Origin of the sequence: Roseivirga sp. E12, assembly GCF_017592825.1 — a bacterium.
Classification (GTDB): domain Bacteria; phylum Bacteroidota; class Bacteroidia; order Cytophagales; family Cyclobacteriaceae; genus Roseivirga.
Map to the genome: position 1 here is coordinate 98,374 of NZ_JAGFMD010000009.1, position 14,746 is coordinate 113,119.

Consider the following 14,746-nt stretch of genomic DNA (forward strand, 5'->3'; position numbering starts at 1 on the left):
ATGGGTCACAAAAAAATTAGACTAGGAATGATCGGAGGAGGTCTCTCCTCTTTTATAGGCATTGTTCATAGAATTGCCACCTACATAGGTGAAGAATACACTTTAGTTGGCGGTGCATTTGATACAGATTATGATAATGCGCTCACATTTGCCAACAAGTTGGAGCTTGATCCATCGAGGACTTATCCAAACATTGACACCTTCATAGAAAAGGAACTTGAACTTCCGGCTGACGAGCGTATAGAAGCCGTGGTGGTAGTCACTCCTAACTTCTTGCATTACCCTATGGCCAAGCAGCTGATCCAAGCAGGCTTCCATGTCATCTGCGAAAAACCTGTCACAAATACTGCGGCAGAAGCCATCGAACTGGAAGAGCTCGTAGAAAAGCATCAAGTCGTCTTTATGCTCACTCACACCTATACAGGCTACCCTATGGTGAGACAAATGAAGTCAATGATTGCCGATGGCGTTATCGGTGATATTCAGAAAGTCGATTCACAGTATTACCAGGGATGGATCAATCCTGTAATTCATGATAAAGAAAAGCGTAAAGGAGTCTGGCGCTTAGACCCTGCAAAAGCAGGTCAAAGTTGTTGCATGGGAGACATTGGCGTGCATGCTTTTAATATGATTGAGTATACCACTGGTCTGAAAACATTGAAAGTCTTAGCTGACCTTAATATGCTCTATGATGACAATCCACTAGACATTGATGGCACTAGTATGTTAAAATTCGAAAACGATGTTCGGGGTCTTGTGAGAGCAAGTCAGATAGCAACTGCGGAAGAAAACAGCCTTCGTATTTCTGTCTATGGAACTAAGGGGGCATTGAAGTGGGAACAGGAAGACCCTAATTACCTATACCATCTACAAGAAGGGGAACCTGTACATGTGTTAAAGCCGGGGCATGTTTATGCCAGCAAGTTTGCTGAAGAGAGTACTAAAATGGCCCCAGGACACCCAGAAGGCATCTTTGACTCAATGGCCAATCTTTACATCGGAGCTGCCAAAGCCATCCGAGGCGAAGCACATGCGGATGGAGCATACCCAACAATTAGAGATGGGGTTAGAGGGATGAAATTCATCGAGGCTGTTCTGGAATCTAACAGAAACGGTAACACTTGGACAGAAATTGAAGACTAGTTATGAAAACGATAAAAGGACCTGCGATTTTCCTAGCACAGTTCGCGGATGATCAAGCACCATTTAATTCGCTCGACAACATTGCCAAATGGGCCAGTGACCTGGGTTATAAAGCTGTGCAAATTCCAACTTGGGACAGCCGATTGATTGACTTAGACAAGGCTGCCGAAAGCAAGACCTATTGTGACGAATTGAAGGGAACACTTGCTAACCATGGGTTAGAGCTTAGCGAGCTTTCAACACACCTGCAAGGACAGCTAGTTGCGGTGCACCCGGCCTATGAAGAACTGTTCAAGGGTTTCGCTCCAAAAGGGCTTAACAAAAAGCAGAGAAATGCCTGGGCTATTGATCAAGTCAAAAAGGCCGCAGTGGCATCAAAGAATTTAGGCATAGACGTGCATGCTACCTTTTCAGGCGCTCTGGTTTGGCCTTACTTCTACAATTGGCCACAAAGACCGGCAGGCTTGATAGAGAAAGGATTCGCAGAACTTGCGAAGCGATGGGAGCCTATACTCAATCACTTCGATGAAAATGGAGTGGATGTTTGCTATGAAGTGCATGCAGGAGAAGATCTTCATGACGGAACAACTTTTGAGATGTTCTATGAAGCAACCGGTAAGCACAATAGAGTCAAGCTACTTTACGACCCCTCCCACTTCATTTTACAACAACTAGACTACCTCGCCTATATCGATCACTATCATGAGTTTTTCGGCATGTTCCATGTAAAGGATGCTGAATTCAATATGAGTGGAAAGTCGGGAGTTTACGGAGGTTACCAAGATTGGATCGATCGACCAGGCCGTTTCAGGTCGATTGGTGATGGTCAAGTTGACTTTCAAGCCATATTCTCCAAGTTGACTCAATACGGTTATGACGGTTGGGCGGTGCTGGAATGGGAATGCTGCATTAAATCTCCCGAGCAAGGTGCTAGAGAAGGAGCTGAATACATTGACCAGTTCATTATTGAAGCGACAGAAAAGAGCTTTGATGACTTTGCCGATGCCGGTATTAACGATGAAGAATTTAACAACCTTTTAGGAATAGAATAACATGAAAAAGCTTTCAATAACCCTCATCATACTTTATTGTGGAGCAACTGCTTTCGCGCAAGTTACGGATCCAAAGGCGACAGAAGTTTGGGACCCCGTACCTCGTAAAGTAACACCTGCCAGAAATGGAGCGGCCCCGTCCGATGCCATTGTCCTTTTTGATGGTAAAAACCTCAACGAATGGAAGTCTCGAAAAGATGGCAGCGCGGCTCAATGGAAAGTTGAGAATGGCCATTTAGAAGTAGTTAAAGGCACAGGTGATATTATGACCAATCGAAAGTTTGGTGATGTACAGTTACATATCGAATGGAGCGCCCCGATGGAAATTGTGGGAGAAGGGCAAGGCAGAGGCAACTCTGGTGTTTTTCTACAAGAAAGATATGAGGTACAGGTTCTTGACAGCTATGTGAGTCGAACCTATTCAAATGGACAGGCCGCTTCTCTTTATAAGCAAAGCATCCCATTAGTTAATGCCACAGTAGCCCCCGGTGAGTGGAACGTCTATGACATCATTTTTCATGCACCAAGGTTTAATGAAGATGGAGTCAAAGTGGCCGATGGTTATGTAACTGTAATCCACAATGGTATAGTGGTGCAAAATCATCAAAGACTATTAGGAACTACCGAATACATAGGATTCCCAAAAAATCCTGCACATGGAGATGGTTCTATAATACTTCAGGATCATGGTAACCCTGTAAGATTTCGAAATATCTGGATACGAGAACTCTAGCCATTATTAGTACCCCTATAGAAAAGTAATCAAATAAAAAGCCCTCCATGTGAGGGCTTTTTCAAGGTAAATAGTTTGACTACTATTAAATAAATCAACTTCATCCAAATTTTCACCACGGATTTCAGCTGATAACTGACTAACATTTGGTTACCCAACTACCAACGTTGAGCATATGATAAATGTAGAGGCGCTAATGCCCATTTTCAAATAAAGGATGTAGACAAAACGTCACCTTAAAAAAGAATTTCCTAAACCAATGCTGAGAATTGACGAGTTCACAAAAAAAGGGCATCAATTGCTTGATACCCAAGTTGGATCAAAAAAGCCCGACTGCTAGATAAGGCCTTGTCTGATACATGTAGCCACTAATGCTGTAGTGTTGCGCGCGTGTGACTTTCTTAAAATATTTTTCATGTGCGTCCGCACTGTTAACTCAGAGACGAATAACTCATTTGCTATCTCTTTAGCCCTGCTACCCTCAGCTAGTAGATTTATTATTTCAAATTCACGATTAGTAAAATCTATTTTTAGTCGGAGGTGTTTCATGGTCAGCCAGTCAAAGTAGTCTCTTATAAAGGGACTAAAAAACTACGAGGGCCCTTTAGTAGAATACCCCTGTAACAGAAATTAGTGGTTTTCAGCTAGACGATTTTTACCTAGCTGAATTCAGCTAGATTAGAGATTGGGTCTCTGCCACTAGTTGAATTCATTGATTATGATATACCTTCATTGTGAATGACGTAAAGTCATCGTAGATTAATTGTTCAACTAAAATAAACGCAAGGTAATGACTACTAACAACCCACCGACAATGGGCACTCCTTTAAAGAAACTGAAGGATCTTCCCAAAAAGATTATGACACACATGCCATTTGTTATGTTTAGACCACATATCCAAATGCACAATGGAAAGTCCTACAGAATTATGGACTATCTCTATTTTTATAAAAACTTGGTAGTAACTAGTCCCTATCAGGATGGTCAATATTTCGATGAAATGCCAACTGATAATCTACTAAAGTTTGAGGCAGTCGCTTTTGATAAAAACATTAAAAGGATGGTAATCAGTAATACCTATTATTTCAATACTGATATAACCGAAACTCAGCTGTTTTTTCAGATGCAAACCACAGAAGAGGTGATCGATCAGTATAATCAAGCGAACCCGAATAACCCAATTGCTCAGCAAGGATATGTAGATCCAGAGACGGGAATTCCGATGTTTTTTACAGACGAATGCGAAATAGTAATGCCTCCTCCGCCTCCAACAGCATAGATTTGAAAATAAAGTTCATTAAATATTTAAGCATAGCCATATGGCTATGCTTACCCTTTTCATCAATGGCCCAATCCAATGATGTTGATAGTCTTAAGACTGAATTCAAAAGAACACGAAACCCAGAAACAGGCCTTGAACTTATACTATCTTTGCTAAACAGCGAAAAAGATTCTGCCCGGCTTTACTTAGATCAGATTGATCAAAATCAGCTTGATTCTGATCAGTTCATAAAGTTTCAACTCTACAAAGGTTATAATTACAGACTTGCCACTGAGTACGACAGTGCGATTAGAGTATACATAGATTTATTGCCAATAATATCAGAATCAGGTCAACCCATAAAAGAAGCAGATATCAATGACCGGATAGCGGATATATACATACAACTTAGAGAAGTAGACCAAGCCACATCATATTTTAACCAGGCTATTACCATAAGAGAAGAAAACGGACTCACCTCTGAACTTGCCAAGTCTTATTATGCATTAGGAAGTCTCCAATTCCGTTCGGGAGATACTAAAGAAGCTGTAAAGAATTACAAAAAGGGTATAGAAAGTATAGAAGGTGATAATCAAATCGCTCTCCTAGCCAATCTCAATTATATGTTGGGCAACTCCTACAATGTATTACCAAGGATAGATAGCGCCCGACAATACTTTGAAAACGCTAAGCAACTTTATGATCAAATTGGACCTGATCAAATGAAAATTGCTGTTTCAAATGAGCTAGTGAAGATATTAATCATTCAAAAAAAGATGGACTTGGCTATTCCTATTCTAGAGGAAAATTTGGTTACTATTCAAGCTTTCAACGACTGGCAACACTATAATCGAATCTACTCTTTGCTAGTCGAAGCTCATAAAGGATTGGGTAATTATGAGAAGGCCCTTTTCTATATGCAAAGCAAGTATGACACAGTAGTTAATTTTTTGGCTAACCAACAGACCCAATCTGTAGCAAAAATTACTGAGGACTATAGAACGGATAAACAGTTAGATGAAGCAGAAGAGCAGGCCTTCTTCGCTACACGAAGGGCTAAAATTTTTGGTGTAGTAATCATTATCATGATTATCGTTCTGATCATCGCCTACCTCCTCTTCTCCAGAGCAATTCAGAAGAAAAAACTTGAGAACCTTCAAGCCATGGTGCTTGGAGAAGAAAATGAAAGAAAGCGAGTGGCCAAGGACTTACATGATGGTATTGGCGTACTGTTGACCAGTGTCAAACTCCGGCTCACCAACTTCCAAGACAAGGTAGAGGCCAAGGAAGACTTCAAAAATTCTCTTGAACAAATCGATAACGCCTGTACAGAAGTGAGAAGAATTTCTCACAATATGATCCCGGCAAGTCTTACCAAGCTCGGTCTTCAGGAAGCCATTTTGGATCTTTTAGATAATGTTCAGGCTTCGACAGACATTTTGATTGAAGAGGCGCTGAATTATGAAGAAGGTGCTTATGACGAATCTAAAGAAGTATTGATCTATAGGGTTGTTCAGGAATTAATCAACAACAGCCTTAAGTACGCTGATCCGACAAAGCTGTCTATCGAGTTAGCAAAATCTAAGCAAGATTATATACTCACTTATAAAGACGATGGCAAAGGCTTCGAAAAATCGAAAGTCAAGTCCGGGCTCGGCCTTCGAAGCATTGCTTCAAGAGTAGACATATTAAAAGGGAAACTGACATTTGAGACGTCTCCTGGTCAAGGAGCGATCTTTAATATTACAATACCACACTATGGATAAGATAAAAATAGCCGTTGCCGATGATCATCAGGTCATCATTGATGGCATGGAGGCAATCATTAACAACACAGAAAATCTCGAGTTTGCCGGGGGAGCTTTAAACGGTCATCAAGTGATAGAACTAGTGGAATCAAAACCAGTTGATATGGTTTTGATGGATATCAATATGCCGGAAATGGATGGTTTGGAGTGTACAGCATACCTAAACAAGCATTATCCGAACATCAGGGTGATTGCTTTGAGTATGCACGATAACCCTCGGCTGGCAAAACGTATGATTAAAAACGGGGCCTTCGGTTTTCTATTGAAAAACTCGAGTAAGGAAAACATCCTTAAAGCTATTGAAGAGGTACAAGTGGGTAAAAACTTTTTCGACCCACAGCTTATGTCAACTTTCTTTGATGCTGGTAACCGAAAGTCTTCTAGTAGTTTTGCAAAAAAAGATCTTCTCACCAAACGAGAATTGGAAATCATTCAACTCATCTGTCAGGAAAAGACCACTGGTGAAATAGCAGATGAGCTATCCATTAGTACTCATACTGTGGAAAGTCATCGAGCTAATATTCTATTGAAGCTAGAACTAAAGAATTCAGTTGGCCTTGCCAAGTGGGCGATCCAAAACGAGGTCTTTGAGTTATAAATCAGAGATTACCTTTTTTCAATTGATCCACGGCATAATTTGCAGCTCTTGCCGTAAATGCCATATAGGTAAGAGATGGATTCTGACAGGCGGATGATGTCATAAAAGCACCATCCGTTACAAAGACATTCTTCACTGAATGAATCTGATTCCATCCGTTAAGTACGGAAGTCCTAATATCGCGCCCCATTCTGGCCGTACCCATTTCATGAATACCTAGCCCCATGTTAGCGCCCAAATCATAGGTTTCAACTTGCTTAAAACCTGCCGTCTCGAGCATTTCCGCAGCCTGTTCGGCAATGTCCTTTCGCATGTTTAACTCGTTTGGTCCAAAACCAGCATCAAAGTTAATCGTGGGTAAACCCCATTGATCCTTTATATCATAGTCCAATGTCATCTGATTACTGTGATCGGGTAGACATTCACCAAACCCTTCCAAACCCATTGTCCATTCACCAGGATAAAATCGTGCTTCTTTGGCTTTTCCACCAACATTCATTTCTGCAATATTCCTTGTCCAATCTTCACGCGAAGCACTACCCTGATAGCCATATCCTCTCTTAAAATCTTCAGTAAGTGAGTTTTTATCCAGGTTCCTGAACCTAGGGATATAGATACCATTGGGTCTTCTGCCCTTATAATACATATCTTCAAAACCCTCAAATTTGCCATAGGCTCCAACTTCCAAATGATGGTCCATTATGTTATGACCTAATTCTCCTGAATCATTGCCCATTCCTTCTGGAAACCTATCACTTTTGGACTGCATTAAAATAGCTGCTGATGCAATTGCTGATGCACATAAAAAAATAATCTTAGCGGTAAACTCTCGAGACTCTCCTGTTTTTGCATCGATAACTCGAACACCTGATGCTCGCTGATTATCTCCATCATATATTATCTCATGTACAATTGCATCCGTGGTAATTGTTAATTTTCCAGTGGCCTCCGCTGCAGGTAATGTGGAAGAAAGACTACTAAAATAACCACCATATGGACACCCCCTCCTACAGCGGTTTCGGTGCAAACAATTACTTCTACCTCCATGATTCTCATGACTCAAAGGGCCGGTTAAATGAGCTGTACGACCAATAGTTACAAAGCGATCTCTGATATTGGATTCTACCTCCTCCATAAAGTGCTTTTCGAGACAATTCATCTCCATAGGTGGTAAAAACTGTCCATCAGGCAATTGACTGAAGCCCCTTTTTTCACCACTTACACCTATAAATTTTTCTACGTAATCGTACCAAGGTTTAATATCTTTATATCTCACAGGCCAATCTACTGCAATTCCCTCTCGACCATTTGCCTCAAAGTCCATTTCACTCAGGCGATAGGACTGCCTGCCCCATGTAATTGACCTTCCACCTAGGTGATAACCCCTCATCCAATCAAATCTTCGAGTTTCTTGATAAGGATGCTCGCTATCTTTCACAAAGAAGTGTTTTCCTCCTTCATTTATAGTATAGCCGGTTCTACCCTGTTTTGGATAGTCTTTTTCCATCTCTGCTGGTGTGACTTTGCCCCTGTTAGGCAAATCCCACTTGTCTTTATTGGCAGTGGTATAATCCTTTATATGCTCAACATTTCTTCCTCGTTCTAGCACCAAGGTATTCAGGCCTTTTCCAGTCAATTCCTTGGCTGCCCATCCCCCAGTAATCCCGGAACCTACAACTATTGCATCAAAACGATTTTGCATATTCAGCTTTCTTAATTACCATGTCCAAGAAAGCTATAAGTTGGCTATAATAAAAGTCTCTGACTCTCCCAGTAAGGTAGGTAGGTAATCATACAAAGGCAGGTCTAAGCACTTTAACACAATTTCCTTAATGAGCACGACTAAGTGACTCACCTGAATACCAGCTATAGATTATCTCATTGGTACTAAAAAAAGTGAAAACAAAGTCATTAATAAACCAGGTGGCAGAAATAACCTCATGAATCGATCTAATCGCTTACCCTTTCCTTTAGCGATAGAAAAATGGTAGCGAAACGACTCGAATACGCCATGCTGATCCCTTCAAAAGTCACATAGGTGTTGGCACCTAACTTCCCTAGTCCATGCCTGAGATACTGCTCTCCTAAGCCATTCGTTGCCAGCGTAGTGAAGATATTAAACACTCCTACTCCTACATACACTAAATAGGCTTCATCTTTCAGCGAGAGGCAAGTTGTAGGTGGCCATGACTACCATTAGACCAAAAAAACACTCAAGAGGAAATAAAAAAGCCCCGTGTTGAGCGGGGCCTTTTCGTTCGATTTATGATGATCACACACTTGACCAGGACTTCTGCCCAGGCTCAAGCGGAATACATCCGTTGTAATTGACTGGTATGGGGTCATAGGCCATTACAGTCTCACCTACCAGCTCTGAAGTGTAATAACTATTGAACGTTGCATCAACTGCCGTAGTCACAAAATGTGCCTCTACGAACTCATCACTCTTCTCCCCTGCATCGTTAAAAGTTTCTCGATAGTTCCTAAGAATACTAGGATCATCATTATACTTTCTAAAATAGCTATTGATCACATCTGTGATTTGTTCTGTGGTTGCCTTGTTAAAAGATACGTCTTGACTTTCGTCAAAGTTCTTTACAAAAACCGACAACCCTCTTTTGAAATATTCAGACTCTAACTCAGTGTTAAATACGGAGAATGCCTGATCTAAATGATTGGGCACACCAGCCTCAATCGCTCCTGGAGTAGTTGTTTTAGGCGCAATGCCTTCACAAATTTTTTCCATCTGAGCAGCCTCTTCTGGTGTGAAGAAAACTGGAATCCAATCCACAGTTGGCTTCGCCGAGCAACCTTGCATAGCACCAAACAGCATACTCGATGAGAATAGTGCTGCAGAACCAAAACCGATATTTTTTAATGCTTTTCTTCTTTCCATGGCTTACAGGTTTCCTTTTTTAACTTGATCAGCGGCATAATTCGCAGCTCTCGCACTGAATGCCATATAACCCAAAGAAGGATTATGACAAGCTGCTGAAGTCATAAAAGAACCATCAGTAACGAATACATTTTTACATGCATGTACTTGATTCCACTTGTTCAAAACCGAAGTCTTTGGATCACGACCCATTCTTGCTGTACCCATTTCGTGAATACCGAGTCCCATGTTAGGTCCATTGTCATAAGTACCGACATTCTTAAAACCAGCTGCTTCAAGCATTTCAGCACCTGCAGCCGCCATGTCTTTACGCATGTTATACTCATTGTCATGGAAGTTAGCAGTATCAAATCTCATCTGAGGTAAACCCCACTGATCTAGATTTTCATAATCTAGTTTCATATGATTTTTGTGCTGTGGTAGTACTTCACCAAAGCCCATGAAACCCATGGTCCATCCACCTGGCTCCATCAGCGCATCTTTGATATTTCCGCCCACACGTGTATTTCTCATTTCTGCTATTGTTCGGCCCCAGCCATCACGGCCAGCACCTCCTTGGTAGCCATAACCACGAACAAAATCTTTTCTGTTCGACTTGCCTCCTAAGTTTCTGAATCTAGGAATATAAATCCCATTTGCTCTTCGACCTTTGAAGTACTTATCTTCATAACCCTCTACAGTAGAGTAAGCACCAACACCTAAATGGTGGTCCATGATATTATGCCCTAGCTCTCCGCTATCGTTACCCAAACCATTCGGGAAACGCTGGCTTTTAGACTGCATGAGAATACCTGCAGAGGCAATCGCAGATGCGCAAAGGAAAATCACCTTTGCATAATACTCTGTAGTCTCTTTGGTATTCTGATCAATGGCTCTCACACCAGTAGCCTTCCCCGTTTTATCATCATACATGACTTCATGTACAATGGCATCTGTTTGAATCGTGAGGTTACCACTTTCAACACCAGCAGGAAGAGTTGAAGACAAACTTGAGAAGTAACCACCATAAGGGCATCCTCTCATGCATCTGTTTCTCATCAAGCATTGTGCCCTCCCTCCTGGGTTTTTATGGTCTGGCTGATTGACAGCTAAAGGCTCAGTCAGGTGGGCAGTTCTACCAATAGTCACCCATCGGTTGTTCCATTTGCTTTCAACTGCTTTGCGGAAATCCTTTTCCACACAGTTCATCTCCATTGGAGGAAGAAACTTGCCATCAGGCAGTTGTTTGAAGCCTCTATTCTCACCACTGACACCGATATAACGTTCTACGTAATCGTACCAAGGCTTAATGTCTTTATAACGGACAGGCCAGTCTACACCGAAACCATCCTTTTGGTTGGCTGTGAAATCTATATCACTTAATCTATAGCTCTGTCGCCCCCATGTGATGGACCTTCCTCCTAAGTGATAGCCCCTCATCCAGTCGAATCGACTATCTTCCTGATATGGATGTTCACTGTCTTTTACGAAAAAGTGACGGTGGGCTTCTGCCGTGGTATAACCAGTTCTGTTTTGTTTCGGATAATCTTTATCGATTACCTCCTTGGATGTTCTACCTCTATTGGGTAAATCCCAAGTATCCATGGTGGCGGTATGATAGTCTTTGATGTGATCGATTTTACGACCACGTTCTAATACCAGCGTTTGGAGACCATTTTCACTAAGCTCTTTAGCGGCCCAACCTCCACTGATACCCGACCCAACCACAATAGCATCATAGGTTCTCTCCTGTTTTGCTTTAAGGTTTAAATTCATTGAGAATAGTCTTGAGTAAAAGTTTATACAATCTTATCCAGCGCGTATTCTGGGATAGATTAGAAATATAAACAGAAAGCGTTAAAAATGACAGGAAGTTTTAACCTATGGCAGTGTCAAACAGAGGGAAAATAAAAAAGCCTCGACATGTCGAGGCTTTTTCTAATATTCATCTTCATTGAAGAAGAAGTCTTCTTTTGTCGGATAGTCCGGCCAAATTTCTTCGATACTTTCGTATGGCTGTCCGTCATCTTCAAGCTCTTGAAGGTTTTCGACAACCTCTAGTGGTGCACCAGAGCGAATTGAAAAGTCAATCAATTCATCCTTGGTGGCGGGCCAAGGGGCATCTTCCAAATATGAAGCAAGTTCTAATGTCCAGTACATTTCTCTTCTCGTTTAATGGCGTGCAAAAGAATAGAATAAATTCCTAAAATTCAAATGCTTAAATGCAATTATTTTCAATACGCTAGCTTAGCTTTTTTAGTTCAGCTAGAATCTCTTTTTTAATCTCTACCTTAAGTTTCTGTTGAGCAAGTTTTCGATCCAATAAATTATCCAAACCACTGGCCATGTTGAACTTGCCCAGGTTTTCTTCGAATGTTTTAAGTTCGTTATAATCTCTGTCTAAAAGTCCTCTTAGTAATCGTACTCGCAATTTATTTAAATCCGATTCTGAGGTGCCTTTTTTTGACTTTTTCTCAACCAGAGAATTCAAAAACTTCTTCTCAGAAATCATTCCTGAAAGCTTCAGGTATCGAGACGAAAGTTCTTTTGAAACATCCTTATCTGTATTGCCAACTCCCTTCCATTTCTTATTGATAAGGTTTAAATCAATTTTAGGTATTAGAGTCTCATTGGCTTTCTTAAGTTCGGACAAAATCTCTTCTTTCAGTTTTTGATTGTCCTTAGTACTCAATTTTGCCTTCTTCTTCTCAAGCTTTTTTGCCGCATTCAAGGCCGACTTAATTATTTCTTGAAATTTCTGCCAAAACTCATTGTGTTTACTAGGCTTTATCTTACCTAATGCCTGCCACTCTTCTTTAAATGAATTGATGGACTTACGGAGAGATACGATGTCCTTCTCAGCTTTCAGCTTCTCGGCTTTGATTAAAAATTCTTCAAAGGCTGCTTCCTTCTCCTCACTCATCTTTTCTAAGTCGGCATAAAATGCAGAACGTCTTTCATAGAACTTCTGAACAAGTCCTTCAAAAGCCCCTTCGATTTCCTCTCTCCTCTCTTGCGCAACAGCGCCAGTCTTCAACCATTTACCTTGAATTTCCTTAACGGTTGTGGAAGAGGCCTTCCAGTCGTGACTTTCTGCAACCTCCTTTAATTGGTCCAGCAGGGCTATTTTTATCTCTAAATTCTTTTGCCGATTGGCTTCAACGTATTCAATCAATTCAGTCTGCAACCCATGCAAGGTGACATACAGGGACTCAAAATCTCCAATGGCATCAAAACCATGAAGTGTATCGATGAGACGTTCCACCTGAATTAAGAATGATCCCTTATTCGTATTTGCAGCGATCTTCTCCTTTACCTCTGAAACTTTCTTGACAGCAATCTCAAAACGTTCATAATAATGTATCAATGATTGTTCCTCGGTTTCTTTCACTTCACCAAGTTCCAAGTCAGGAAATTCCATAAAGGCCTTCCTGTAAACTTTACCATCAAGAACGTATCCGTAATCTTTCTTTTCCAACTCTGATTTTTCTATTCGGGCTCGAAAATAGTTAATTCAATTTATTGCGCTGAATTGAAGCATATTTTTTAGCATATTTGATCCAAAATCAGCCAAATGAGTGATAATAAGATCATTTTTTCAATGGCAGGCGTCAGCAAAGTCTACCCTCCCAATAAACAAGTATTAAAGAACATATACCTTTCCTTCTTCTATGGGGCTAAAATTGGTGTGCTCGGTTTAAACGGCTCTGGTAAGTCATCTTTACTCAGAATCATCGCGGGTATGGACAAAGAATATCAGGGAGAAGTTGTTTTTTCACCGGGTTTCTCTGTTGGCATGTTAGAGCAGGAGCCCGATCTTGACCCGGAGAAAACTGTAAAACAGGTGGTCGAGGAAGGTGCTAAAGAAACTGTTGACCTCTTAAAAGAATTCGAAGACATCAATCTTAAATTTGCGGACCCTGGGATTTTGGCAGATCCAGACGCGATGAACAAGCTGATTGAAGACCAAGGAAAAGTTCAGGAAAAGCTTGACCAAGTTAATGCCTGGGAACTCGATTCAAGGTTAGAAAGGTCGATGGATGCCTTGAGAACTCCTCCCGCTGACGCTATTATTAAAAACCTTTCTGGTGGAGAAAAAAGAAGGGTGGCGCTATGTCGATTGCTGATTCAAGAACCAGATGTGTTGTTACTTGATGAACCTACGAACCACCTCGATGCTGAATCTGTCCATTGGCTAGAACAGCACCTAAGACAGTATAAGGGAACCGTTATTGCAGTAACTCACGATAGATACTTCCTAGATAATGTGGCCGGTTGGATTCTTGAATTAGATCGTGGCGAAGGAATTCCTTGGGAAGGGAACTACTCTTCTTGGCTTGATCAAAAACAAAAGAGATTAGCAGACGAAGAGAAGACAGAATCCAAGAGACAAAAAACGCTTCAGAGAGAATTAGAATGGGTCCGCATGTCTCCAAAAGGACGCCAGGCAAAATCCAAGGCGCGCTTGGGTGCATACGATCGATTAGTTGGCCAAGAATCTGCCGAGAAGGAACAGAAATTAGAGCTTTACATTCCAGCAGGTCCTCGCTTAGGGTCTAAGGTGATTGAAGCAAAAGGGGTCTCAAAGGCCTTCGGAGATAAATTACTGTATGAAAATCTGGAGTTTTCATTACCTCAAGGTGGCATAGTTGGAATTATAGGACCTAATGGTGCTGGAAAAACCACTCTGTTTAACATGATTACAGGTAGGGAGCAACCTGACTCTGGAGATTTCGAAGTCGGAACAACGGTGGACATTGCTTACGTAGATCAGGAACACACAAAGCTTGACCCTAACAAATCGGTTTGGGAGGTAATTTCAGAAGGCAATGAGCTGATAACGCTCGGAGGAAAAGAAATAAACTCACGTGCCTATGTCAGCCGTTTTAATTTCAATGGAACTGACCAAAACAAGAAAGTAAGTGAGCTCTCTGGGGGTATGCGCAACAGGGTTCATTTGGCACTTACCCTGAAACAAGGTGCCAACTTACTTCTACTGGATGAGCCTACAAATGACCTGGATGTCAATACTCTGCGTGCATTGGAAGAAGGCTTAGACAACTTCGGTGGTTGTGCTGTAATCATTTCTCACGACAGATGGTTCCTTGACAGGGTTTGCACGCATATTCTTGCTTTCGAGGGCGATTCACAAGTTTATTGGTTTGAAGGCACCTATTCGGAATATGAAGAGAACCGTAAAAAACGTCTCGGGGATGTTGACCCAACCAGAATTAGATATAAGAAACTGGGCTAGTGCCCTGTTGCTTTTAAGTTGA

At 41.4% G+C, this 14,746-nt stretch carries 14 protein-coding genes; 7 read left to right on the top strand and 7 right to left on the bottom strand.

Annotated elements, in window-relative coordinates:
* Genes J4E76_RS17840 through J4E76_RS17850 form a run of 3 tightly spaced genes read left to right on the top strand, consistent with a single transcriptional unit; the run spans position 1 to position 2,928 of the window.
* The gene (locus tag J4E76_RS17840; RefSeq protein WP_208506152.1) at positions 1 to 1,143 is read left to right on the top strand and encodes a Gfo/Idh/MocA family protein; all 1,143 of its coding nucleotides are present in this window, start codon (positions 1 to 3) and stop codon (positions 1,141 to 1,143) included.
* A gap of 2 nt (positions 1,144 to 1,145) precedes the next feature.
* The gene (locus J4E76_RS17845) at positions 1,146 to 2,195 is read left to right on the top strand and encodes a sugar phosphate isomerase/epimerase (protein ID WP_208506153.1); all 1,050 of its coding nucleotides are present in this window, start codon (positions 1,146 to 1,148) and stop codon (positions 2,193 to 2,195) included.
* Position 2,196: 1 nt separating this feature from the next.
* Positions 2,197 to 2,928, top strand: coding sequence for a DUF1080 domain-containing protein (locus J4E76_RS17850; protein WP_208506154.1), 732 nt, complete (start codon positions 2,197 to 2,199; stop codon positions 2,926 to 2,928).
* A 336-nt stretch (positions 2,929 to 3,264) separates the two neighbouring features.
* Here J4E76_RS17850 and J4E76_RS21235 read toward each other — a convergent pair whose 3' ends face one another.
* Positions 3,265 to 3,477 carry a LuxR C-terminal-related transcriptional regulator gene (locus tag J4E76_RS21235; protein ID WP_208506155.1) on the bottom strand — a complete coding sequence of 71 codons (213 nt, stop codon included), beginning with the start codon at positions 3,475 to 3,477 and terminating at the stop codon, positions 3,265 to 3,267.
* A 241-nt stretch (positions 3,478 to 3,718) separates the two neighbouring features.
* Here J4E76_RS21235 and J4E76_RS17860 point away from each other — a divergent pair, with 241 nt between their 5' ends.
* From J4E76_RS17860 to J4E76_RS17870, 3 genes are read left to right on the top strand one after another with little or no spacing between them, the layout of a single operon-like run.
* A complete protein-coding gene (locus J4E76_RS17860) occupies positions 3,719 to 4,207 on the top strand; it encodes a hypothetical protein (RefSeq protein ID WP_208506156.1) in 489 nt (162 codons plus the stop codon).
* A 2-nt stretch (positions 4,208 to 4,209) separates the two neighbouring features.
* Entirely contained in the window at positions 4,210 to 5,955 is a 1,746-nt protein-coding gene (locus J4E76_RS17865; RefSeq protein WP_208506157.1) for a tetratricopeptide repeat protein, read from the top strand.
* The gene (locus J4E76_RS17870; protein ID WP_208506158.1) at positions 5,948 to 6,595 is read left to right on the top strand and encodes a response regulator transcription factor; all 648 of its coding nucleotides are present in this window, start codon (positions 5,948 to 5,950) and stop codon (positions 6,593 to 6,595) included. The genes J4E76_RS17865 and J4E76_RS17870 overlap by 8 nt, the downstream gene beginning before the upstream one ends.
* Position 6,596: 1 nt before the next feature.
* Here J4E76_RS17870 and J4E76_RS17875 read toward each other — a convergent pair whose 3' ends face one another.
* The 6 genes from J4E76_RS17875 to J4E76_RS17900 all read right to left on the bottom strand — a co-directional run bounded on the left by J4E76_RS17875 (position 6,597) and on the right by J4E76_RS17900 (position 12,948).
* On the bottom strand, positions 6,597 to 8,297 hold the full coding sequence (locus tag J4E76_RS17875) for a GMC oxidoreductase (RefSeq protein ID WP_208506159.1): 1,701 nt from the start codon (positions 8,295 to 8,297) through the stop codon (positions 6,597 to 6,599).
* 248 nt (positions 8,298 to 8,545) lie between these two features.
* The gene (locus tag J4E76_RS17880) at positions 8,546 to 8,737 is read right to left on the bottom strand and encodes a hypothetical protein (protein ID WP_208506160.1); all 192 of its coding nucleotides are present in this window, start codon (positions 8,735 to 8,737) and stop codon (positions 8,546 to 8,548) included.
* Between the two features lie 130 nt (positions 8,738 to 8,867).
* Positions 8,868 to 9,491: a gluconate 2-dehydrogenase subunit 3 family protein gene (locus tag J4E76_RS17885; RefSeq protein WP_208506161.1), complete on the bottom strand. Its 624-nt coding sequence runs from the start codon at positions 9,489 to 9,491 to the stop codon at positions 8,868 to 8,870.
* Positions 9,492 to 9,494: 3 nt separating this feature from the next.
* The gene (locus tag J4E76_RS17890; RefSeq protein ID WP_208506162.1) at positions 9,495 to 11,246 is read right to left on the bottom strand and encodes a GMC oxidoreductase; all 1,752 of its coding nucleotides are present in this window, start codon (positions 11,244 to 11,246) and stop codon (positions 9,495 to 9,497) included.
* A 162-nt stretch (positions 11,247 to 11,408) separates the two neighbouring features.
* On the bottom strand, positions 11,409 to 11,630 hold the full coding sequence (locus tag J4E76_RS17895; RefSeq protein ID WP_009196519.1) for a DUF2795 domain-containing protein: 222 nt from the start codon (positions 11,628 to 11,630) through the stop codon (positions 11,409 to 11,411).
* An 82-nt stretch (positions 11,631 to 11,712) separates the two neighbouring features.
* On the bottom strand, positions 11,713 to 12,948 hold the full coding sequence (locus J4E76_RS17900; RefSeq protein WP_208506163.1) for a DUF349 domain-containing protein: 1,236 nt from the start codon (positions 12,946 to 12,948) through the stop codon (positions 11,713 to 11,715).
* A gap of 96 nt (positions 12,949 to 13,044) precedes the next feature.
* On the opposite strand from J4E76_RS17900, the gene ettA reads away from it, so the two are divergent.
* Complete coding sequence (ettA, locus tag J4E76_RS17905; protein ID WP_208506164.1) at positions 13,045 to 14,724, top strand: energy-dependent translational throttle protein EttA; 1,680 nt, start codon at positions 13,045 to 13,047, stop codon at positions 14,722 to 14,724.
* Positions 14,725 to 14,746 lie beyond the last annotated feature (22 nt).

Excerpts from the sequence above, each read along its gene's own strand:
- J4E76_RS17840 (WP_208506152.1), top strand. The coding sequence starts at position 1 with ATGGGTCACAAAAAAATTAGACTAGGAATGATCGGAGGAGGTCTCTCC.
- J4E76_RS17845 (WP_208506153.1), top strand. The coding sequence starts at position 1,146 with ATGAAAACGATAAAAGGACCTGCGATTTTCCTAGCACAGTTCGCGGAT.
- J4E76_RS17850 (WP_208506154.1), top strand. The coding sequence starts at position 2,197 with ATGAAAAAGCTTTCAATAACCCTCATCATACTTTATTGTGGAGCAACT.
- J4E76_RS21235 (WP_208506155.1), bottom strand. The coding sequence starts at position 3,477 with ATGAAACACCTCCGACTAAAAATAGATTTTACTAATCGTGAATTTGAA.
- J4E76_RS17860 (WP_208506156.1), top strand. The coding sequence starts at position 3,719 with ATGACTACTAACAACCCACCGACAATGGGCACTCCTTTAAAGAAACTG.
- J4E76_RS17870 (WP_208506158.1), top strand. The coding sequence starts at position 5,948 with ATGGATAAGATAAAAATAGCCGTTGCCGATGATCATCAGGTCATCATT.
- J4E76_RS17875 (WP_208506159.1), bottom strand. The coding sequence starts at position 8,297 with ATGCAAAATCGTTTTGATGCAATAGTTGTAGGTTCCGGGATTACTGGG.
- J4E76_RS17885 (WP_208506161.1), bottom strand. The coding sequence starts at position 9,491 with ATGGAAAGAAGAAAAGCATTAAAAAATATCGGTTTTGGTTCTGCAGCA.
- J4E76_RS17890 (WP_208506162.1), bottom strand. The coding sequence starts at position 11,246 with ATGAATTTAAACCTTAAAGCAAAACAGGAGAGAACCTATGATGCTATT.
- J4E76_RS17895 (WP_009196519.1), bottom strand. The coding sequence starts at position 11,630 with ATGTACTGGACATTAGAACTTGCTTCATATTTGGAAGATGCCCCTTGG.
- ettA (WP_208506164.1), top strand. The coding sequence starts at position 13,045 with ATGAGTGATAATAAGATCATTTTTTCAATGGCAGGCGTCAGCAAAGTC.